Raw genomic sequence first — 21,147 nt, 5'->3', positions numbered from 1 at the left:
TGCGACAAACAGAGGGCTCTTCGTGACCAATATTCTGCCGGACCCGGCATGATGGGCGCAAGCCGCGGCCTGGTTCGATGCACCAGCCGCTCTCGTAGGATCACTTTGGTCCATCTAATGTCCTTGCCTTCACCGCGGGCTTTCGTCAGAGAAGGCCGATGAACTCGCCTCTGCCAGCCAGCACACGCCAGCGGCTCGACGACCTGCTCGTCCAGCGCGGGCTGTTTGCCAGCCGCTCGCGCGCCCGCGACGCGGTGGAGCGCGGCACGGTGACGGTCGACGGCGCCATAGCCCGCAAGCCCGGCCAGAACGTTTCGCCGCAATGCGTTGTCGCCATCGACGATCCGGCGCAAGCCTATGTCTCGCGCGCCGCGCTCAAGCTGATCGCCGGGCTCGACCATTTCAGCCTCGACCCGGCCGGTCGCGAGGCCCTCGACATCGGCGCCTCGACCGGCGGTTTCACCCAGGTGCTGCTCGAACGCGGCGCGTCCCATGTCACGGCAATCGATGTCGGGCATGGCCAGATGCATCCTGATGTCGGTGGTGATCCGCGCGTGACGGTGATCGAGGGCCTGAACGCGCGCGATCTCACCGTTGCCGATCTTGCCGGCCGCAATCCGGATTTCATCGTTTCCGACGTCAGTTTCATCTCGCTGAAACTGGCGCTGCCGCCGGCACTCGCCATTGCCAAGCCCGGCGCCGGTGCGATCTTTCTGGTCAAGCCGCAATTCGAGGCCGGTCGAGAGGCGATCGGCAAGGGCGGTTTGTTGAAGGATCCCTTCGGTGCCGCCCGTGTCGCGGGCCTGCTGCAGGATTGGCTGGATGCCGTTCCCGGCTGGCGCTCGCTTGGCCTGCATCTGTCGCCGATCGAAGGTGGCGACGGCAATCGCGAATTCCTGCTCGGTGGGATCAAGGGCCGATGAGCGTACGCTTCACAATACGAAAGCTCGGATCGCAGGGCGACGGCATCGCCGAAACCGAGAGCGGCGATCTGTTCATTCCCTTCACGCTGCCAGGCGAGATCGTCACCGCCGCGCGCGAGCGGGATCGCGCCACGCTGATGGCGGTGCTGGAAGCCTCTCCGCTGCGCGTCGAACCAGCCTGCCGCCATTTCACCGAATGCGGCGGCTGTGCCCTCCAGCATTTCGAGACCGAAGCCTATCGCCGATGGAAACGCGAAAAGGTGGTGCACGCATTGAGGGGCAAGGGCATCGAGTGCGAGATTGGCGAACTGGTCGCCTGCGCGCCGCAGTCGCGCCGCCGCGTCGTGCTTGCCGCCCGGCGCACGGACGCAGACATGCTGCTCGGCTTCAATCGCCATCTGTCGCCCGAGATCATCTCCATATCCGAATGCCCGATCTCACTGCCCGAGATCGTCGCGGCACTCGGCCAGCTGAGGGCGCTGGCCGAATTGATATGCGCCACCACCAAATCGTTCCGGATGGCGGTCACCGTTACAGGTTCCGGCCTCGACATCGCGGTGCACGAGTCAGGCAAGCTCGGCGAACACCAGCGCCGTATCGCCTCCAACTTTGTCATTGCGCAAGGCTTTGCCAGGCTGTCCATCGATGACGAGATTGTCATCGAGCCAAGGAAGCCCGTGGTCATGTTCGGCAGTGTTGCGGTCGCCGTGCCGCCCGGCACCTTTCTGCAGGCGACGGAGGCCGCCGAACGGACCATGGCCGAGATCGTCAGCGGACATCTGAAGCGTGCAAAAAAAATTGCCGATCTCTTTGCCGGTTGCGGCAGCTTTGCCTTGCGGCTGGCGACGAAATCGGAAGTCCATGCGGTCGAAGGCGACGCGGCCGCGCTTTCGGCGCTCGACCGGGGATCACGTTTCGCGACCGGCCTCAAGCGGGTGACGGGCGAACGACGCGACCTGTTTCGCCGGCCACTGACCTTCAAGGAGTTGAACGCCTTCGACGGCCTTGTCTTCGATCCGCCGCGCGCCGGCGCCGAAGACCAGTCGAAGCAGATCGCCCGCTCGGATGTTCCATACGTTGCCGCGGTGTCCTGCAACCCGGTGACGCTGGCCCGCGACCTGCGCATTCTCATCGACGGCGGCTATACCTTGACCAGCGTGACGCCAATCGATCAGTTCCTGTGGTCGCCACATGTCGAGGCGGTCGCCTTGCTGGAGAAACCGAGGAGGAGGCGCGGCTGAGCACGGTTCGTTGAGACTGCTGAGGCCACAGAAAACCGCGCTTCCCAAGCGCTGCTGCGGGATCCTCCGGTTAAAGCGACTCCAGGAAGAATGGGTAGCGGTTTTCCGTCCGGAATTGCGTCGAAATGAAGAGAGAGCGGTTCAGCGATTCTATCAAACACCGAACCGCTCTAAAAAATTCGCCGAACGCCTGTAATGCCTGGACCGTACGGTCCAGGCAGGCTCAATCTACGAGCTTTGCAGCATTCGCGAAGGTTTTCGGCGTGCCGCCTCGCTGGTTGACCGACTGCCAGACGTTCGGATTCTGCTGCGATTGACGTTTCAGGAAGTAGTAGCCGGTTGCGTTCCAGGGCCTGATTTGGTCGACCATATTGTCGAGGACAAGATCGCCTTTATCGGTTTTCACGGTCAGGATGGTGTGGCCCTCATTGTTGAGATCGCGCACGACCGTCATCAACAGCGCCTGCCGGGGAAATCCAGCCTCTTGAAGGAGCTTGCGTTTGTAGAGTGCATAGATCTTGCAATCGCCTTTGCCGTCAACCGGATAATCCCAATGGTCCGCCATCGTGCCCCAGTGATCGAAATTGCTGACGGGTTTGATGGCGCTGTTCGCCTTCTGATTTATCCGCTTGAGGATACGAAAGGTCCGCGCTGTCAGCTTGACATTCGCGGCCGGCAGAGCAGGCACCTTGCACTCTTTTGGTCGGCGATGACAGAAATCGATCCAACCGTAGGGGACGCTGGTGCTTCCTCCCACGGAGGCAGAGCGCGACCCCTCCATGGAAGATTGGGTCGGTCGCGACTTGAACAAAGTCGACTGGGCCGACGCCGGACTGGCTAGCAGCGATGCCGCACCAATCAACGAAACAAAGCCAAGCAGGAGAGCCAGGACGGGGGAGTGCCGCATTGCCAAAACCACCACCGCAACGAGGAACTGGTGCTGCGTTCACGCGCGAGAGGCAGCCCAGGCAGTCAAAGACCTAATAATTTGTTAATGTGGATTGTGTCCACTTCAAGGTCCCGGCCGCCGGAAAGCCGGCCCCTGTCAGGCCGGCACCTGTCAGGATGACGATGGGCATGGTGGAGGGCGCCTGCATCCGGAAACGTCACGGCGGGTGATGACACCGGAACGGCACCGATTTTCAAACCCGCGTGCCGCCGACCGTCATCTGGTTCATCCTGAGATGCGGCTGGCCGACGCCGACGGGTACGCCCTGGCCGGCCTTGCCGCACATGCCGATGCCATTGTCGAGCTTCATGTCGTTGCCGACCATCGAGACGCGGTGCATGGCATCAGGCCCGTTGCCGATCAGCATCGCGCCTTTGATCGGCTGCGTCACCTTGCCGTTCTCGATCATGTAGGCCTCGGTGCAGCCGAACACGAATTTGCCCGACGTGATGTCGACCTGGCCACCGCCGAAGGAGACGGCGTAGATGCCGTTCTTGACGGAGGCGATGATTTCGTCCGGCTCCATGTCGCCTGAGGTCATGTAAGTGTTGGTCATGCGCGGCATCGGCTGGTGCGCATAGCCTTCTCGCCGGCCATTGCCGGTGGCTTTCATGCCCATCAGCCGGGCATTCTGCCGGTCCTGCATGTAGCCGACCAGTTTGCCGTCCTCGATCAAGACGTTGCGGGCCGAAGGCGTGCCTTCGTCGTCGACGGTGAGTGAGCCGCGCCGCTCTGGGATGGTGCCGTCGTCGACGACCGTCACCCCCTTGGCGGCCACCTGCTGCCCCATCAGGCCGGCGAACGCCGACGTTTTCTTGCGGTTGAAATCGCCTTCAAGACCATGGCCGACGGCTTCGTGCAGCATCACGCCCGGCCAGCCATTGGATAGCACGATGTCGAAAGTGCCTGCCGGGGCCGGGATTGCCTCCAGGTTGACCACCGCTTGCCGGAGCGCCTCCTTGGCGGCGTGCTTCCAACTATCCTCGATCAGGAATTCGCCGAATGCCTTGCGCCCGCCCATGCCATAGGAGCCGCTTTCCTGGCGGTCGCCGTCGCCGACGACGACCGAGACGTTGACGCGGACCATCGGCCTGATATCGCGCACTATCTGGCCGTCGGCACGAACGATCTCGACATGCTGCCAGGATGCGGCGATCGAGGCCGTTACCTGGCGCACGCGTGGATCCTCGGCGCGCAGCCAGGCGTCGATTTCTTGCAGCAGCTTCGCCTTGGCCTCGAAGGAAGGCGAGGGGATCGGGTTCTCGTCGCCGTAGAGATGGCGGTTGGTACGGGCGGGGGCTGCCGCAAGCGTGCCGGAATAGCCACCCTTGACGGTCGAGACGGCTTCGGCCGCGCGCAGCAGCGACGCCTCGGACAGGTCGCTGGAATGAGCGTAGCCGCTGGCCTCGCCGGCGACGGCCCGCAGGCCAAAGCCCTGGTCGGTGTTGAAATTGGCGGTCTTCAGCTTGCCATTGTCGAACATCAGCGCTTCGCTCTCGCTGTATTCGAGGAAAAGCTCGCCGTCGTCCGCGCCCTTGATGGTGTCAGCGACGATCTGCTTGATGCGGTCGTCTGAAATGTCGAATTGGCCGATCAGGCTGTTCATGGCGCGTCCGTCCGTGGGATGTTTGCTTTCCCCCGATGTAGGCGTGAAGCCGCGCCCGCACAATCGGCAATGAGGAATCGGCGCCGACGAATGATTTCGTTCGCTGAACGCAAGGCATGCGTCTGGGGTCGGCAAAAGCCGCGTCCAGGCCTGGTTCAGCGCGAAGCCGCGATCAGGGCAGAGCGGCGAAGCCTTCGGCGAAACCCTTGAGGTCGACGGGAATGCCGATACCCTCTTCCGGGGTCTGGAAAACGATGAATGTTGCCGACGTACCGGTCTTCAGCGTGTCGAGCAGCGGCTTTTCGAGAATGACCTCGGCATAACAGCCGTCCTGGAAGCAGCGCACGAAATAGGCGCGGCCAATGTCCTTGCCGTCGACGTTGAGGCCGAGGCCGTTCGGCAACAGCACGCCGAGCGGCGCCAGCACGCGCAGGATCTCGGCCTTGTTGTCGGCGGTGCGTAGCACGACGACCGAAAGCCCCATCTCCGGACGATCCTCGGCGACGACGTTCTGCATCATCACGCATTGTTCCGAGGTGGCGCCGGCCGGCGTGTCGCAGATGATCGACCATGCGCCATGCGTCGAGCGCACCGTGCCGCTTGGCTGGGCAGCATTGGCCTTGCCAGGGACGGACAGACCGGCCGCGCACAGGACCGCGAGAAACACGGCGTTTGCCAGGGTTCTCGAAAGGCCCAGTCGCGTATGCCTCAGTCTCGAAAGCCAAGAGTTCATGACGGCTCCATTGCGAATCACGGCACTTTAAGCCGCGCCAATGCCAAGTAAAGGACGAGACCGTGGCCGGACTGTCCCTAAAAAGGCAATGCGGCGCTTTTCCTTGCCAAATTCGCCTGAATTACGACGCTTTGCGGGTGTCGCCGGCACAAGGCGTGCGGCCCGCCGAACATACGCGATTCGCCACTACGGCCATTGCCCCGGAAGAGCCACGTCAGCTTGCGCGCAAAAATGCCGCACGGTTTCGACCGCTCCTTTCTTGCGGAGGGAAAAAGAGTATGGTTTGAACCAGCTTGAGACTGTCCGGGATTCCCGTCCCGGCATTGTTGGTTATTCTCGCGGGCACAGCCGGCGAGAGACTGGGAGACGAAGAGGGCGATGAGAAAATTCCTAGCGAGCACCGGTGCTGCTGCCACGTTCCTCGCCTGCGGATCCGCTTATGCGGACCAGCCCAGGCCGTGGGAGACCGGCTTCCAGGCGCCTGCGACCGACATGATGCGGCAGATCGAGTGGTTCGGAAACTACACGATGTGGTTTATCATCCCGGTCACGGTCCTGGTGCTGTTTCTGCTGATCTACTGCATCGTCAAATTCCGCGCGAGCGCCAATCCGACCCCGTCCAAGACCAGCCACAACACGCTGATCGAGGTGATCTGGACCATCGGCCCTGTCGTCATCCTGCTTTGCCTCGCCATCCCCTCGTTCCAACTCCTGACCGCCCAATATACGCCGCCAGAAGAGGCCAAGCTGACCGTCAAGGCAACCGGCAACCAGTGGAACTGGGATTACGAATACCAGACCGACAACACGCTCGCCTTCAATTCGGCCATTCTTCAGGATGGCGATCGCGCCAAGGCCGGCAAGGAGGATCGCGCGGTCTATCCGCGCCTGCTCGCCGTCGACAACGAGCTGGTCGTGCCGGTCAACACGATGACCCGCGTGCTTGTCACCGCGACCGACGTGATCCATTCCTTTGCCGTGCCGTCCTTCGGCATCAAGATCGACGCCGTTCCCGGCCGCACCAACGAGACCTGGTTCAAGGCGGAGAAAGAAGGCCTCTATTACGGTCAGTGCTCGCAGCTCTGCGGCAAGGACCATGCCTTCATGCCGATCGCCGTTCGTGTGGTGTCGGATACGCAGTTTAAGACCTGGCTGGCCGCGGCCAAGACCGACCTGCCAGGTGCCAACAGGACGCTCATGGCCGAGGTCGATGGCCAGAACAAGGTAGCGGCCGCCGGCAACTGATGCCGCGGGTTAGCAAGATTTAGGAACGGAGCGGAACATGGCAGACGCTGCAGCTCACGACGGGCACGACCACAAGCCGTATCATGGCTGGGTGCGCTGGGTTTATTCGACCAACCACAAGGATATCGGTACGCTCTACCTGATCTTCGCGATCATGGCCGGCATAATCGGCGGCGCGCTTTCGGTCGCCATCCGCATGGAGCTGCAGGAGCCTGGCATCCAGATCTTCAGCGGTCTTGCGCAGATGGTCTATGGCATGAACGGCGACGCCGCGATCGACGGCGGCAAGAGCATGTACAATGCGTTTGCCACCGCGCACGCGCTGATCATGATCTTCTTCATGGTCATGCCGGCCCTGATCGGCGGTTTCGCCAACTGGATGGTGCCGATCATGATCGGTGCTCCCGACATGGCATTCCCGCGCATGAACAACATCTCTTTCTGGCTGCTGCCGCCGGCCTTCATCCTGTTGCTCACCTCGATGTTCGTGCCGAGTGCGCCCGGCGCCTTTGGCGTAGGCGGCGGCTGGACGCTCTATCCGCCGCTGTCAACTTCGGGCCAGCCCGGACCGGCGATGGATCTGGCGATCCTGTCGATCCACATCGCCGGCGCCTCCTCGATCCTCGGCGCCATCAACTTCATCACCACCATCTTCAACATGCGTGCCCCCGGCATGACTCTGCACAAGATGCCGCTGTTTGCCTGGTCGGTGCTGGTCACCGCCTTCCTGCTCTTGCTGTCGCTGCCGGTCCTGGCCGGCGGCATCACCATGCTGCTCACCGACCGCAACTTCGGCACGACCTTCTTCGCGCCTGACGGTGGTGGTGACCCGATCCTGTTCCAGCACCTGTTCTGGTTCTTTGGCCACCCGGAAGTATACATCCTGATCTTGCCGGGTTTCGGCATCATCAGCCATATCGTCTCGACCTTCTCGAGGAAGCCGGTATTCGGTTATCTCGGCATGGCTTATGCCATGGTCGCGATAGGCGCGGTCGGCTTCATCGTCTGGGCGCACCATATGTATACGACGGGCCTGTCGCTCGATACGCAGCGCTACTTCGTCTTCGCCACCATGGTCATCGCGGTGCCGACCGGCGTGAAGATCTTCTCCTGGATCGCAACCATGTGGGGCGGATCGATCTCGTTCAAGCCGCCGATGCTGTGGGCGCTGGGCTTCATCTTCCTGTTCACCATTGGTGGCGTGACCGGTGTTCAGCTGGCCAATGCCGGCCTCGACCGGTCGCTGCATGACACCTATTTCGTCATTGCCCACTTCCACTACGTACTGTCGCTGGGCGCGGTGTTCGCCATCTTCGCCGGCTGGTACTACTGGTTCCCGAAGATGACCGGCTACATGTACTCGCCCGTCATCGCCAACACCCATTTTTGGGTCATGTTCGTCGGCGTGAACCTGATCTTTTTCCCGCAGCACTTCCTCGGCCTCGCCGGTATGCCGCGCCGCACCATCGACTATCCTGACGCGTTTGCGGGCTGGAACATGGTTTCGTCCTACGGTTCGTATATTTCGGCCGTCGGTGTGGTGATCTTCCTCTATGGCGTGTTCGAAGCCTTCCAGAAGAAGCGGATCGCCGGCGCCAACCCGTGGGGTGAGGGTGCTACCACGCTCGAATGGCAGCTGCCTTCGCCGCCGCCGTTCCACCAGTGGGAGCAGCTGCCGAAGATCAAGTAAGGCGGCTCCCGCTCGAATACAAAACCGCCGGCCCGCCGGCGGTTTTGGCCAACGGAATGATGGACTTGAGTACGCATGGCCCTAGTCGACAAAACCAGCATTGACGAAGCGGGCTTCCGTATGTCGGAAGCCACGGCGGGCGATTTCTTCGCCCTGCTGAAGCCGCGCGTCATGTCGCTGGTGGTGTTCACCGCCTTTGTCGGGCTGGTCGCGGCACCGGTGACCATCAATCCGCTGCTGGCGGTGATCGCCATCCTTGCCATTGCGATTGGAGCCGGCGCCTCTGGCGCGCTCAACATGTGGTACGACGCCGACATCGACGCGGTGATGACCAGGACCGCCAGCCGCCCGGTGCCTTCCGGCCGGATCCAGCCGCACGAGGCGCTGAGCTTCGGCCTGGTGTTGTCGGTGCTGTCGGTGATGACGCTCGGCGTGTTGGTCAACTGGTTGTCGGCGACGCTGCTGGCCTTCACCATCTTCTTCTATGCCGTGGTCTACACGATGTGGCTGAAACGCTCGACGCCGCAGAACATTGTCATTGGCGGTGCAGCGGGCGCCATCCCGCCGGTTATCGGCTGGGCCGCGGTGACCGGGTCGGTCAGCCTCGAAAGCATCATCCTGTTCCTGATCATTTTCCTGTGGACGCCGCCGCATTTCTGGGCGCTCGCGCTGTTCAAGTCCGAGGACTATGGCCGCGCCGGCATCCCGATGATGCCCAACGTCGCCGGCCATGCATCGACCCGCCGTCAGATTTTCGCCTACGCGCTGGTGCTGGCCCCGGTCGGCGTGCTGCCCTGGCTGCTCGGCTATACGACGCCGTTCTACGGCGTGGCCGCCTTGCTGTTGGGGGCTGGTTTCGTCTGGTATGCCTGGAAAGTGCTTGGCATGGCCGACGATGACCGCGTCATGAAGCCGGCCAAGGCCCTGTTCGCCTATTCGCTGCTCTATCTCTTCGCAATCTTCGCCGCCTATCTGGCAGACAGTGTCGTCGAACGCGCGCTTGCCATGGGTGGGGCATGACCATGGCCGAGAAAGAACTCGAAACGGTGACCTTGACCGATCGCCAGAAGAAGGCCCAGCGCAGCCGTTCCATCGCCATCGGCGTGGCGCTGGCGGTGCTGGTCGTGATCTTCTACATCGCGACAATCGTGAAGTTCGGCCACAATTTGTCGGGCTCGATGTGATGAGCGCCGAGACGTCCAAGAAGACGGTAAGCAAGACCGGCAACCGCGTTGTCGCGGTTGTCTGCCTTGCCTTCTTCACCGGCATGATCGGCATGGCCTATGCAGCCGTGCCGCTCTACAAGATGTTTTGCCAGGCGACCGGCTATGGCGGCACGACGCAACGTGCCGAGAAGCAATATGCCGGCCGCGTGCTCGATCGCGAGATCACCGTCCGTTTCGACGCCAACATCGCCGGCGTGCCATGGGAGTTCCAGCCGGTCCAGCGCTCGATGACCATGAAGATCGGGCAGACCGTGCAGGCGCATTATCAGGCGACCAACAAGTTCGATCGCCCCGTCACCGGCCGCGCAACCTTCAACGTGCAGCCGGAACTGGCGGGTCCGTACTTCAACAAGGTCGAATGCTTCTGCTTCACCGATACGACGCTGAAGCCGGGCGAGACGCTGGACATGCCGGTCCTGTTCTATGTGGACCCCGACATCGTGAATGTGCCGGAACTGAAGGACGTGAAGACGATCACCCTGTCCTATACGATGTTCCCGGTCGAGAAGACCAAGCCGGTGGCGTCGTCCGGGCCGGCCCAGGGCAATAGCAAGACAGTTTCAGATACCGAAGGAAATCTCGGGGGTTGATATGGCAGACGCGCACGCAAAACCACACCATGACTACCATCTCGTCGACCCGAGCCCATGGCCCTTCCTGGGATCGGTAGGGGCGCTTGTCACCGCTTTTGGCGGTGTCTGCCTCATGGAATACCTGAAAGGCGGCTCGTTCCCGATCTTCGGCGTCAACATCGCCAATCCGTGGCTGTTCTTCATCGGCATTGTGATCGTGCTGTACACCATGTTCGCCTGGTGGTCCGACACCATCAAGGAAGCGCATGAAGGCCACCATACGCGCGTCGTGTCGCTGCACCTGCGCTACGGCATGATCATGTTCATCGCCTCGGAGGTGATGTTCTTCGTTGCCTGGTTCTGGGCCTATTTCGATGCCAGCCTTTTTGCCGGTGAGGTGCAGAACTATGCCCGCCACACGTTTACCGGTGGTGTCTGGCCGCCGAAGGGCATGGAGGTTCTCGATCCCTTCCATTTGCCGCTCTACAACACCATCATCCTGCTGCTGTCGGGCACCACGGTCACCTGGGCGCACCACTCGCTCATCCATGGCGACCGCAAGGGCCTGATCAACGGCCTGGTGCTGACCGTCGGGCTTGGCATGCTGTTCACCATGGTGCAGGCTTACGAGTACATGCACGCGCCGTTCGGCTTCAAGGATTCCATCTACGGCGCCACCTTCTTCATGGCGACCGGCTTCCATGGCTTCCATGTCATCATCGGCACCATCTTCCTGCTGGTCTGCCTGATCCGGGCGATGAAGGGCGACTTCACCCCCAAGCAGCATTTCGGCTTCGAGGCGGCCGCCTGGTATTGGCACTTCGTTGACGTGGTCTGGCTGTTCCTGTTCGCCTCGATCTACGTCTGGGGATCGGTCGGCGCGGTGATCGAAGGCCACTGATCCAGCCTTTTGAGTTTCAATTTCGGGAAGGCGGCCGCGGCGACGTGGCCGCCTTTCTTCTTTTCGGCGCAAGGATCGCCAATCGATGAAAGATGCGGCTGACTTCAATTTGCGCATTTTATCGCCTTGGCATTCCGGCTCTTGCCCGAGAAGGTCTTGCGCGTCGAGGAGGCGAAGCGGCTTCAGCTAGTGGGGCTGGCTGCTTCAATTGGTCGACTGGACCGATGACTGCATTGGGGTTACGGAGTCCGATATGGACAAATCTGGGCGATGGTGGCCGATGGGGCGCCGATCGAGATCGAGCAATAGCCATGAATTACGGCACTACGCATGAGTGAAGACAAGGCGATCTGGCCTCCGATCGATCCGATTTCGGCCGGCCTGCACGGCCGCTGCCCGCGTTGCGGCGAGGGGCGGCTGTTTTCCGGCTTTCTCACCGTCGGCAAGCGCTGCGTCAATTGCGGCCTCGACTATTCCTACGCCGATGCCGGCGATGGACCGGCCGTGTTCGTCATCCTGATCATCGGCTTCATCATCGTCGGTCTGGCGCTCTGGGTGGAAGTGACGCTGAGCCCGCCGCTCTGGCTGCATCTGCTGATATGGATCCCACTCGCCCTGGTGCTGTGTCTCACGGCGCTTCGGCTAATCAAGGGCGTGCTGCTCACCCTGCAATACAGCAACAAAGCAGCCGAGGGTCGGCTGGATCGCGGCGAATGAGCGAAGCGTCCCTCAAAGACCGCGGCCATTCGCGGCCACGATCGGCACTGTTGTTCGTCCTTGGCCTTGTGCTGTTCTTGATTCTGCTGGCGCTGGGCACCTGGCAGGTCCAGCGCCTGCACTGGAAGGAAGGCCTGCTGCAGACCATCGACCAGCGCACCCATGCGGCGCCACGACCGCTTTCCGAGGTCGAGAAGGAATTCGCCTCGACCGGCGACGTCGACTACACGCCGGTGACTGTCACCGGCACTTTCCTGCATTCCGGCGAGCGGCATTTCTACGCGACCTGGGAAGGGGATGCCGGCTTCAACGTCTATACGCCGCTGGCCCTAGACGACGGCCGTTTCGTCCTGATCAACCGCGGCTTTGTTCCCTACGACCTCAAGGATGCGGCGAAGCGCGCCAAGGGACAGGTAACGGGCAGGGTCACGGTCACCGGGCTTGCCCGCAACCCGCTGCCGGCAAAGCCCTCCATGATGCTTCCCGACAATGATGTGGGGAAGAACATCTTCTACTGGAAGGACCGCGACGTCATGGCCGCGAGCGCCGGCCTGCCGGCTGGGTTCACCTTGGTGCCGATCTTCATCGATGCCGACAAGACGCCAAATCCCGGCGGCCTTCCGGTCGGGGGTGTCACCATCATCGACCTTCCGAACAGCCATCTGCAATATGCCGTCACCTGGTACGGGCTTGCCGCGGCACTCGCCGCGGTGCTTGTCCTCCGGCTCCGTCGGCCCGCGAAAGAGGAATGAACGCAAGCGACGCCTCTCTTTCCACCGACACCCTTGACAGGGCAGGGGTAGGCACCTCATTTCGGCGCTGACCAACCGGCAGGATTTGATGCTTCACACAATCGCCAAGCCTCCTCTGACGATCCGGCTCTGCCAGCCGCGCGGTTTTTGCGCGGGCGTCGACCGTGCCATCCAGATCGTCGTGCTGGCGCTGAAAAAATATGGCGCCCCGGTCTATGTCCGCCACGAAATCGTCCACAACCGCTATGTCGTCGAGGGGCTGCAGAGCCTTGGGGCCGTCTTCATAGAGGAACTTTCCGAAATCCCGGCCGAACATCGGCAGTCGCCGGTCGTCTTCTCCGCGCACGGTGTGCCCAAGTCCGTGCCGGCGGATGCGCAGGCGCGCAACCTGTTCTATCTCGACGCAACCTGTCCGCTGGTCTCCAAGGTCCACAAGCAGGCGATGCGTCACCAGCGGCTTGGCCGCCATGTGCTGTTGATCGGTCATGCCGGGCACCCCGAGGTGATCGGCACAATGGGGCAGTTGCCGGAAGGCGCGGTAACGCTGATCGAGACCGAAGCCGACGCAGCCCGGCTTGTACCGGCCGATCCAAAAGCACTTGGTTTCGTCACCCAGACCACGCTCTCGGTCGAGGATACCGCCGGCATCATCCGCGCGTTGCAGGAGCGCTTTCCGGACCTGCAGGCGCCGGCGGCGGAATCGATCTGCTACGCCACCACCAACCGCCAGGAAGCGGTCAAGGACACCGCCCCGGGTGCTGACCTCTATCTGATCGTCGGCGCCCCCAATTCCTCGAATTCGCGCCGCCTTGTCGAAGTTGCGGAACGGGCAGGTGCCTCGATGTCGCTTCTCGTGCAGCGCGCCGCTGAAATTCCGTGGAATGACATCGGCACCATTTCGACGCTCGGCCTGTCGGCGGGAGCATCGGCGCCGGAGATCATCGTCGACGAGATCATCGACGCGTTCCGCCAGCGTTTCGACGTCACCATCGACCTGGCCGTCACGGCCACCGAAACAGAGGATTTTCCGGTCATGCGGGTACTGCGCGATGTCGAACTGACGCCGGCCGACATGGCCTTCGTCAATGGGACCGCGTGAACGGCCATGGCGGTCTATACCGACGTTGCGGAGGGCGAACTCGGCGCTTTCCTGAAGCACTACCCGGTCGGCGATCTCCTATCCTACAAGGGCATCGCCGAAGGCACCGAGAATTCGAACTTTCTGCTGCACACCTCGAGCGGCTCCTACATCCTGACGCTCTATGAAAAGCGGGTCGAGAAGGCGGATTTGCCGTTTTTCCTCGGGCTAATGGGCCATCTCGCCAGCAAGGGGGTGTCCTGCCCGCTGCCGGTGACCGCGCATGACGGCAGCGTCATCGGCACGCTGGCCGGCCGGCCGGCCGTGATCATCACCTTCCTCGAAGGACTTTCGCTGCGGCGACCGGCCGCAACGCATTGCGCCGAGGTCGGCAAGGCGCTGGCGGCGCTGCACCTGGCCGGCGCCGACTTTCCGATGACGCGTCCGAACGCGCTCGCCGTCGACGGCTGGCGCAAGCTTTGGGATGCGTCTCGCGGCCGCGCCGACGAGGTCGAGCCGGGCCTTGCGGCCGAGGTCGATGCCGACTTTGCCGATTTCGAGCGGAACTGGCCCAAGGGCCTCCCCGAGGGCATCATTCATGCCGATCTGTTCCCGGACAATGTCTTTTTCCTGGGCGAGAAGCTTTCGGGGCTGATCGATTTCTATTTCGCCTGTGACGATCTCTATGCCTATGATGTCGCCACCTGCCTCAACGCCTGGTGTTTCGAGAAGGATTTTTCCTTCAACCTTACCAAGGGCAAGGCACTGCTTGCCGGTTATCAAAGCGTGCGCCCCCTGAGCGATGACGAGAAAGCGGCGCTGCCGATGCTGGCGCGCGGTTCGGCGCTACGCTTCATGCTGACCCGGCTTTACGACTGGCTGACCGTCCCCGATGGCGGACTGGTGATGAAACGCGACCCGTCCGAATATATCCGAAGGATGCGGTTCCATCGGGCGATCAGATTTCCTTCGGAATATGGATTGGCCGAAAACGGGGTGTCATGAGCAAGCAGGTTGAAATCTTTACCGATGGCGCCTGTTCGGGCAATCCCGGCCCCGGCGGCTGGGGCGCCATCCTGCGCTTCAACGGCACCACCAAGGAACTCTTCGGCGGCGAGGCCGAAACCACCAACAACCGCATGGAATTGCTGGCGGCCATTTCGGCGCTGAATGCGTTGAAGGAGCCTTGCACGGTCGAGCTTCATACCGACAGCAAATACGTCATGGACGGAATTTCCAAATGGATCCATGGCTGGAAGAAGAATGGCTGGAAGACCGCCGACAAGAAGCCGGTCAAGAACGGCGAACTCTGGCAGGCGCTGGACGAGGCCAACCGGCGCCACAAGGTCACCTGGAACTGGGTGAAGGGCCATGCCGGCCACATCGAGAACGAGCGCGCCGACGAACTGGCAAGGGAAGGCATGGCGCCGTTCAAGAAAGGGCCTTTCAGGCCGGTAGTGTCGGCGCCAAAGCCGGATGTCCAGGCAAAGCAGCCGCTGGCCCCGAAGGCGCGTCGTTCGACCCAGAGCTATTGAGCTTCTGGCACTCGCTGCGCCCGGCCGACAGGAGAATTTCTGTTATGCCGATCGCCTATTACATCACCCATCCTCAGGTTCAGATCGACGCCAGCGTGCCCGTGCCGGATTGGGGTCTATCCGACATCGGTCGTGCCAGGGCGCATGCAATGCTGAACCAGCCGTGGATCGCATCGATCGGGCGTGTGGTGTCGTCGGGCGAACGCAAGGCCGTTGAAACCGCCGAGGTGCTCGGGCGGCACCTCGACCTTGCGGTGCAGGTGAGGGAACGGATGCATGAGAACGACCGGTCGGCGACGGGTTTCCTGCCGCCTCCGGAGTTCGAGGCGGTCGCCGACCGGTTCTTCGCCAATCCGCACGAAAGCATTCGTGGCTGGGAGCGGGCCATCGACGCACAGCAGCGCATCGTGAGCGAGGTCGAGGCCGTCCTCGGTGCCGGCGGCAGCAACATCGCCCTTGTCGGACATGGCGGTGTCGGTACGCTCCTGCTACTGTCGCTCAGCGGCAGGCAAATCAGCCGCGAAGCCGATCAGCTGGCGGGCGGCGGCAACTATTTCGCCTTCGATACCCACACGCGCCAAATTATTCATGGATGGCGACCGATCGACAGGCTGTCCTGATCGGCGTACCGCAGCCGTACTCGTAGCGCAAGGACAGGCTCTTCTCGCGACATCGCAGTTGCTCGAGGATGTGGATGGGAGTAATATTTCCCACTATCGAGCAATGCAAGAGAGGACGCAGCGTGGCGAACGTTGAAAAAATGAGCGTGGCTGTGACCCCACAACAGGCAGCCCTGATGCGCGAGGCCGTGGAGGCGGGCGAGTATGCCACTGCAAGCGAGATCGTGCGTGAAGCGATGCGGGATTGGCTGGCCAAGCGCGAACTGCGGCATGACGATGTTCGCCGGCTGAGACGGTTGTGGGATGAAGGCAAGGCAAGCGGGAGACCGGAGGCTGTGGATTTCGACGTGTTGCGAAAGGAAGCTCGGCGAGAGCTGACGGAAACCTCGCGGAATGGCCGTTAGGCTAGTCTGGTCACCCGCGGCCAAGGCTGACCTCATCGACATCTACGTGACGATAGGCAGCGAAAACATACGGGCGGCCGATCGTTACTACGATCAGTTAGAAGCGCGTGCAGCTGGCAGACCAGCCGCGCATGGGTGTCAGGCGACCGGATATCAGGCCTTCCGCACGAATGCTGGTGGAGGCGCCTTTTGTACTGCTCTACGAAACGATTCCAAACACGGACGATGGCCCAGTGGAGTGGGTTGAAATCGTCCGTGTGGTCGACGGGCGGCGGGATCTGAACAGTCTGTTCTAGCTGTCTACCGGATCAGCAGCGCCGTACCGTAGAGCCCGAGCGCGAACACCGTGTGCGAGACCAGATTGAGGGCGCGGACCCGCATCGGATTCGGCCGCTTCGAGGCCGCCCAGCCGGCGCCCATGCCTGGCGCCAGCAGGAACCAGCCGGCGCCGACGGTAACGATGCCGAGGATGAAGGCCGGCAGGAAGGTCGGCGCGGCCAGCCAGCCCGCGCCCGCCAGCATCACCAGGATTATGCCGTAGGCGATGCCGACGAAGTAATGGAAGGCCCAGCCCAGCGCCTGTTCATACGCGTAGGGCGCCGCATCGCCGATATCGTCGTGAAACACCTTGTCGCGGAGGTGCCAGACCCAGCGCCCGACCGGCCCCCAGTTCGGGCGTGGCTGGCCGAACGCCTTGTGCAGGAAGAAGGCCCAGAGATCCATCAGGACGGTCGCGCCGACGCCGATCGCGACAGCGCGCCAGAAGATGTCAAACATCGTAGGATCCCCCCGAAAACCGGCAATTCTGGAGCGCGGCTGCTTGTCACGCGAGGCCGGCCATTGCGGCCTCGCGTGATTGGCCGTCGAAGTTCAAAGCTGGCCCAGAATATGAGCCGCGCCGGACTCGTCGACGCCGGGTTTGGTCTCGACATTGAGCGCGGTAACCTTGCCGTCGTCGATAATCATCGAAAACCGCTTCGAGCGCAGGCCCATGCCGCCACCGGAATGGTCGGCGTCGAGGCCGACCGCCTTGGCGAAATCGCCATTGCCGTCGGCGAGGAACAGGATCTTGCCTTCGCCGCCGGTGAAGCGCGCCCAGGCGCCCATGACGTGGACGTCATTGACCGAAACGACGGCGATGGTGTCGACGCCGCGCGCCAGGATCGCGTCATGGTTCTCGAGATAGCCGGGCAGGTGGTTGTTGCTGCAGGTCGGCGTGAAGGCGCCGGGAACGCCGAACAGCACCACTTTCTTGCCCGGAAAAATCTCGGCCGACGTGATCGGCTTGGCGCCGTCCGCGGTCATGGTCTTGAAGGTCGCCTCGGGCAGCTTGTCGCCAACGGAGATGGTCATGAATTCCTCGCTTGGGATGGGGAAAGACGCGTGCTTGCGTAACGAACTCGGCGGCTTCCTGCAACCATCGCGGCGCCATCAAGGGAAAGGCAGCAACCCTTCGACCGCGCCCGCCGAACTCGTCAACGTGTAGTGAAGCCCGCCGTCGGTCGGCGTCGTCGAAGGGCGATCGAGGATCGGCACGGTGAAGATCAGCTTGCCGTCCTTTTCCGAGCGGGAAGGTGTGCCGAACATATAGTCGCGCTCGCCGGCAACGAAGAAATCCGCTGCCTGCGGATCGCCAGGAAAACTTGCCTCGACAACCAGCGTCTCGTGATCGCCGGGCAGCACCTTGATGCCGAAGTCAGGCTTTGCCGCCGCCGGCAGTGCGGTGAAACTCGCCTTCACCAACGCCGCGTCGTCGGCATTATCGGGATCGGAAGCGGGGTCGACGCTCAGCCGTGTCTGCACGGGGATGCAGATGGATTCGCAAATGCCGAGAAAGACGTCGGCATCGATGACCGCCGGCTGGTTCGGCGTCCCCAGCGTGAACGTCACGGGCAAGGAAACCGGATAATTGTAACCGGCCCATTTGCCATAGCCATCATCGTGGCGCTGCGGCGCGGGAAAAGACAGTGTCGCATCGGTTATATTGGTGCTGGCCGAGACGTCGAGCTGCGGCGGCACACCTGCATCGCCCGGGTCGCGCCAATAAGTCTTCCAGCCGGGTTTGAGCGCGATATCGAGAACACCGTGTATGCGGCCAGCGTCGTCCGGCTTGCCGGATGTCACCAGCCGCACCTTGCCGCCTTCGCTGTTGTACCAGGCGGATGAGGAGGCGCTGGCGGGGAGGGCGGCCGCCAATCCAATGGCGGCGCCGAGCAACAGGATTTTCAAGCTTTGCATGGCGGTGATTTGATCGTCCCTTCGTGGCCGCGCAATGATTTCATGGCCGTGCTGATATCATATTTGCGTGACCTTTGCGGGCAAGCCAAGGCCGGACTCGCAATATGAGCTTTGGTCGAATCCGCTACGGCGCATCTTTTCGGCGCCGGGGAAACGCGTTACCTTCCCTGGCATGGATTTGTTGCGCCACAAAAAGACAGCCGCCGGCCGCGGCTTTCTCGACGATCAGTTCCTGATTGCCATGCCTGGTATGAAGGACGACCGTTTCACGCGCTCGGTCATCTACATCTGCGCCCATAGCGATGAAGGCGCGATGGGCCTGATCATCAACCAGACGCAGCAGATGCTGTTCCCGGACCTTCTGGTACAGCTTGGCATCATGAACGAGCAGGAGGCGATCCGCCTGCCGGCACAGGCGCGCGATTTCGTCGTGCGCAATGGCGGGCCTGTCGACCGCAGCCGGGGCTTCGTCCTGCATTCGGGCGACTACCGTGTGGATTCCTCGCTCACCGTTTCCGACGACATCTGCCTGACCGCGACCGTCGACATACTGCGGGCGATATCGTCAGGGCGCGGGCCGCGCCGCGCGCTCATGGCGCTCGGTTATTCCGGCTGGGGCGCCGGCCAGTTGGAAACCGAGATCGCTGAGAACGGCTGGTTGACCTGCCCGGCGACGCCGGAATTGCTGTTCGATGCCGACATCGAACGCAAATACGACCGGATTCTCGCCTCCATCGGCATCGATCTCGCCCATCTCAGCCTGGCCGCCGGGCACGCTTGAGCCTCGTCTTTGCCGGCCAGGGTCCCTTCGCCAGGTAAGGCGCAGCCGGAACGCTGCGCCGTTAGCGCAATCTCATCCCATGGCGATGCGCGAGAGCTGTTCAGGCTTGGAATTGCGTAAACAGGCGAAACCGCGTGTCCGGCTTGTTATCCGCTATGCCGGCTCATAGCCGTACGCTCCGTCCTCACGCATCACGCGGCCGATGCCCGGCCAGCCAAGGTGCGCTCCGGCGATCCATGTTCCAGCCTCGGCCGCGTCGCGGAAAACCTTCTGGCGCGTTGCGCGTGCGATCGCTTGGTCGTCGTCATAACCCCAACTCAACGCGGGATTGCCAAACTGCAAGGCCGGCACATGAACGATGTCCCCGAAGAACAGCAAGCGGGCCTCGTTCGTGTCGAAAGCGTAGCCGATGTGACCGGGAGCATGACCCGGCAGGGCAACTGCTCTCAATCGCTCGGCCACCTGGTCGCCATTCCGCATGGGCTTCAACAAGGATCTGAACCGCGCAAGGTTTGTTTCGGCGAGAAAGCTCTCCACAGCCTCCTCGGCGATTACGATCGCTTTCAAATTCGGAAAGAGCACCCGGTCGTCCCGGGTCAAAAGCCCGTACACATGATCCTGGTGGGCATGGGTGAGAGCCAAGACCGTGATCGAGGCAGGATCGATGCTGGCTTCGGCTAGCGTCCGCTCGAGGCGTCCTGTTGTTGAGGCCCAGCCGCCTCCTCCACTGTCGATCAGAATGCCGTCAACGCCTGGACCCGCGAGGGCAAAGCAATTGACGGAAAGGCGTAGCGCTCCCGCCTGCGCTACTTGCGGAACCGGCTTATTGCGCGGATCGCGCAGAAGGTCCGCCGGCATCTCGATATAGCCGTCCGAGAGCGACCAGACCCGCCAGGCGCCGGCGGTGCAGCCGAGGACGTTATCGCTGCGGAATGTTACGATCATAGAGTACCTCAATCTGCCGTTGCCGATCAAAGCTAGGACAGAGTCACCTATGAGGATAGGCCTGTTGCACAGCAAGGCCTCATGAGTGATATTCATGAATGATGAGAAACGAACTGAACGAACTCGCCGCGTTCGCGATGGTCGCCCGGGAACGAAGCTTTACACGAGCCGCGGCAAAACTAGGCGTGTCTCAATCTGCGCTGAGCCACACTATCCGTGGGCTCGAGCAGCGGCTCGAGCTACGGCTTTTGGCTCGAACGACGAAGAGCGTCGCGCCAACAGCCGCAGGGGCCGCTCTCTTGAAAGACCTGTCTCCGGCGCTTGAGCAAATCGCTGCTGCCCTTGACGGAGCGCGAAGCCTCAGGCGGCGCCCTGCGGGGCGCCTTCGAATTGTGATGTCACGCTCGGCCGCCGTAATGGTGCTGCTGCCACGGCTCGCGGCATTCGCGCAGGCCTACCCCGATATCGTTCTCGACGTTATCACCACGACAGGCCCTGTAGACCTCGTTGCCGGCGAGTTCGATGCCGGTATCCAGCTCGGCGAATATATTCAGAAAGACCTGATCGCGGTACGCGTCACGCCGGAGTTGCGGCTGGCTGTGGTGGGATCGCCTGGTTATTTCTCATCACGAAGAATCCCCCAAAAGCCGAGGGATCTCAAGGATCATCAATGCATAGCCCTGCGTCTTCCAGGTGGTCCATCTCGGTGGGAGTTCGAGCGTGCGAGAAAGTCGGTCACGATCAACGCCAGCGGCTCGCTCATAATCGATGATACTCACCTGGTGATTGAGGCGGCGCTCGCCGGCGTTGGTCTCGGTCTCGCCTATGAAGAGCAAGTCGCGGAGTATATCGCGGAGCGACGGCTTGTCCGCGTCCTGGAGGAATGGACGCCGCCAATCGCAGGCTTTTTCCTGTATTATCCCAGTCGTCAGCTTCAGCCAGCGGCGCTGTCAGCATTGGTCAATGCGCTGCGACTCTCGCAACAATAGTG

General features: G+C 62.2%; 24 protein-coding genes and 1 pseudogene. 18 read left to right on the top strand and 7 right to left on the bottom strand.

Going from position 1 to position 21,147, the window contains the following annotated elements; translation table 11 throughout:
- The first annotated feature begins 158 nt into the window (after positions 1-158).
- The gene (locus FJ954_RS11845; protein WP_140661417.1) at positions 159-923 is read left to right on the top strand and encodes a TlyA family RNA methyltransferase; all 765 of its coding nucleotides are present in this window, start codon (positions 159-161) and stop codon (positions 921-923) included.
- A complete protein-coding gene (locus FJ954_RS11840) occupies positions 920-2,164 on the top strand; it encodes a class I SAM-dependent RNA methyltransferase (RefSeq protein WP_140661416.1) in 1,245 nt (414 codons plus the stop codon). Before FJ954_RS11845 ends, FJ954_RS11840 begins: the two co-directional genes overlap by 4 nt.
- Positions 2,165-2,387: 223 nt before the next feature.
- Here FJ954_RS11840 and FJ954_RS11835 read toward each other — a convergent pair whose 3' ends face one another.
- The 3 genes from FJ954_RS11835 to FJ954_RS11825 all read right to left on the bottom strand — a co-directional run bounded on the left by FJ954_RS11835 (position 2,388) and on the right by FJ954_RS11825 (position 5,452).
- Positions 2,388-3,071 (bottom strand): transglutaminase-like cysteine peptidase, encoded by a 684-nt coding sequence (locus tag FJ954_RS11835; protein ID WP_181177803.1) that lies wholly within the window; start codon positions 3,069-3,071, stop codon positions 2,388-2,390.
- 235 nt (positions 3,072-3,306) lie between these two features.
- On the bottom strand, positions 3,307-4,719 hold the full coding sequence (gene tldD / locus FJ954_RS11830) for a metalloprotease TldD (protein ID WP_140661415.1): 1,413 nt from the start codon (positions 4,717-4,719) through the stop codon (positions 3,307-3,309).
- Between the two features lie 172 nt (positions 4,720-4,891).
- Complete coding sequence (locus tag FJ954_RS11825; protein WP_140661414.1) at positions 4,892-5,452, bottom strand: invasion associated locus B family protein; 561 nt, start codon at positions 5,450-5,452, stop codon at positions 4,892-4,894.
- Positions 5,453-5,830: 378 nt separating this feature from the next.
- Here FJ954_RS11825 and coxB point away from each other — a divergent pair, with 378 nt between their 5' ends.
- The 14 genes and pseudogenes from coxB (at position 5,831) to FJ954_RS31990 (ending at position 16,488) form a co-directional block, all read left to right on the top strand.
- The gene (coxB, locus tag FJ954_RS11820; RefSeq protein ID WP_140661413.1) at positions 5,831-6,697 is read left to right on the top strand and encodes a cytochrome c oxidase subunit II; all 867 of its coding nucleotides are present in this window, start codon (positions 5,831-5,833) and stop codon (positions 6,695-6,697) included.
- 37 nt (positions 6,698-6,734) lie between these two features.
- Positions 6,735-8,387: a cytochrome c oxidase subunit I gene (gene ctaD / locus FJ954_RS11815; RefSeq protein WP_015318796.1), complete on the top strand. Its 1,653-nt coding sequence runs from the start codon at positions 6,735-6,737 to the stop codon at positions 8,385-8,387.
- A 75-nt stretch (positions 8,388-8,462) separates the two neighbouring features.
- Positions 8,463-9,407: a heme o synthase gene (locus FJ954_RS11810; RefSeq protein WP_140617290.1), complete on the top strand. Its 945-nt coding sequence runs from the start codon at positions 8,463-8,465 to the stop codon at positions 9,405-9,407.
- 2 nt (positions 9,408-9,409) lie between these two features.
- Positions 9,410-9,571 (top strand): hypothetical protein, encoded by a 162-nt coding sequence (locus FJ954_RS11805; protein WP_015318794.1) that lies wholly within the window; start codon positions 9,410-9,412, stop codon positions 9,569-9,571.
- Positions 9,571-10,203, top strand: a complete 633-nt coding sequence (locus tag FJ954_RS11800) for a cytochrome c oxidase assembly protein (protein ID WP_140617289.1) — start codon at positions 9,571-9,573, stop codon at positions 10,201-10,203. The genes FJ954_RS11805 and FJ954_RS11800 overlap by 1 nt, the downstream gene beginning before the upstream one ends.
- Position 10,204: 1 nt before the next feature.
- Entirely contained in the window at positions 10,205-11,086 is an 882-nt protein-coding gene (locus FJ954_RS11795) for a cytochrome c oxidase subunit 3 (RefSeq protein ID WP_015318792.1), read from the top strand.
- 330 nt (positions 11,087-11,416) lie between these two features.
- The gene (locus tag FJ954_RS11790; RefSeq protein ID WP_015318791.1) at positions 11,417-11,803 is read left to right on the top strand and encodes a DUF983 domain-containing protein; all 387 of its coding nucleotides are present in this window, start codon (positions 11,417-11,419) and stop codon (positions 11,801-11,803) included.
- On the top strand, positions 11,800-12,555 hold the full coding sequence (locus FJ954_RS11785) for an SURF1 family protein (protein WP_181171244.1): 756 nt from the start codon (positions 11,800-11,802) through the stop codon (positions 12,553-12,555). The genes FJ954_RS11790 and FJ954_RS11785 overlap by 4 nt, the downstream gene beginning before the upstream one ends.
- Before the next feature lie 88 nt (positions 12,556-12,643).
- On the top strand, positions 12,644-13,654 hold the full coding sequence (gene ispH / locus FJ954_RS11780; protein ID WP_015318789.1) for a 4-hydroxy-3-methylbut-2-enyl diphosphate reductase: 1,011 nt from the start codon (positions 12,644-12,646) through the stop codon (positions 13,652-13,654).
- Between the two features lie 6 nt (positions 13,655-13,660).
- Positions 13,661-14,638 carry a homoserine kinase gene (locus tag FJ954_RS11775; protein ID WP_140617288.1) on the top strand — a complete coding sequence of 326 codons (978 nt, stop codon included), beginning with the start codon at positions 13,661-13,663 and terminating at the stop codon, positions 14,636-14,638.
- Positions 14,635-15,168 (top strand): ribonuclease HI, encoded by a 534-nt coding sequence (gene rnhA / locus FJ954_RS11770; protein WP_015318787.1) that lies wholly within the window; start codon positions 14,635-14,637, stop codon positions 15,166-15,168. Before FJ954_RS11775 ends, rnhA begins: the two co-directional genes overlap by 4 nt.
- Before the next feature lie 44 nt (positions 15,169-15,212).
- On the top strand, positions 15,213-15,788 hold the full coding sequence (locus FJ954_RS11765) for a histidine phosphatase family protein (RefSeq protein WP_015318786.1): 576 nt from the start codon (positions 15,213-15,215) through the stop codon (positions 15,786-15,788).
- Between the two features lie 122 nt (positions 15,789-15,910).
- Entirely contained in the window at positions 15,911-16,192 is a 282-nt protein-coding gene (locus FJ954_RS11760; RefSeq protein ID WP_140617287.1) for a type II toxin-antitoxin system ParD family antitoxin, read from the top strand.
- Positions 16,182-16,488, top strand: a pseudogene (locus FJ954_RS31990) (type II toxin-antitoxin system RelE/ParE family toxin). The gene FJ954_RS11760 and the pseudogene FJ954_RS31990 overlap by 11 nt, the downstream one beginning before the upstream one ends.
- A gap of 4 nt (positions 16,489-16,492) precedes the next feature.
- Here FJ954_RS31990 and FJ954_RS11750 read toward each other — a convergent pair.
- From FJ954_RS11750 to FJ954_RS11740, 3 genes are all read right to left on the bottom strand, one after another.
- A complete protein-coding gene (locus tag FJ954_RS11750) occupies positions 16,493-16,969 on the bottom strand; it encodes a DUF2938 domain-containing protein (RefSeq protein WP_140617286.1) in 477 nt (158 codons plus the stop codon).
- A gap of 93 nt (positions 16,970-17,062) precedes the next feature.
- The gene (locus tag FJ954_RS11745) at positions 17,063-17,545 is read right to left on the bottom strand and encodes a peroxiredoxin (RefSeq protein WP_140661412.1); all 483 of its coding nucleotides are present in this window, start codon (positions 17,543-17,545) and stop codon (positions 17,063-17,065) included.
- A 78-nt stretch (positions 17,546-17,623) separates the two neighbouring features.
- A complete protein-coding gene (locus FJ954_RS11740; RefSeq protein ID WP_140617285.1) occupies positions 17,624-18,430 on the bottom strand; it encodes a protein-disulfide reductase DsbD domain-containing protein in 807 nt (268 codons plus the stop codon).
- Positions 18,431-18,602: 172 nt separating this feature from the next.
- Here FJ954_RS11740 and FJ954_RS11735 point away from each other — a divergent pair, with 172 nt between their 5' ends.
- The gene (locus FJ954_RS11735) at positions 18,603-19,211 is read left to right on the top strand and encodes a YqgE/AlgH family protein (RefSeq protein ID WP_015318780.1); all 609 of its coding nucleotides are present in this window, start codon (positions 18,603-18,605) and stop codon (positions 19,209-19,211) included.
- A 153-nt stretch (positions 19,212-19,364) separates the two neighbouring features.
- On the opposite strand, the gene FJ954_RS11730 is transcribed toward FJ954_RS11735, so the two are convergent.
- A complete protein-coding gene (locus FJ954_RS11730; protein ID WP_181177802.1) occupies positions 19,365-20,156 on the bottom strand; it encodes an MBL fold metallo-hydrolase in 792 nt (263 codons plus the stop codon).
- Between the two features lie 98 nt (positions 20,157-20,254).
- Between FJ954_RS11730 and FJ954_RS11725 the strand changes: the two genes are divergently transcribed.
- Positions 20,255-21,145, top strand: a complete 891-nt coding sequence (locus tag FJ954_RS11725) for a LysR family transcriptional regulator (protein WP_140661410.1) — start codon at positions 20,255-20,257, stop codon at positions 21,143-21,145.
- Positions 21,146-21,147 lie beyond the last annotated feature (2 nt).

This window comes from Mesorhizobium sp. B2-3-15, assembly GCF_006442875.1.
In the GTDB taxonomy this organism is placed as follows: domain Bacteria; phylum Pseudomonadota; class Alphaproteobacteria; order Rhizobiales; family Rhizobiaceae; genus Mesorhizobium; species Mesorhizobium australicum.
The sequence above is the reverse complement of the archived record's forward strand: the minus strand, read 5'-3'. Positions and strand labels throughout refer to the sequence as shown.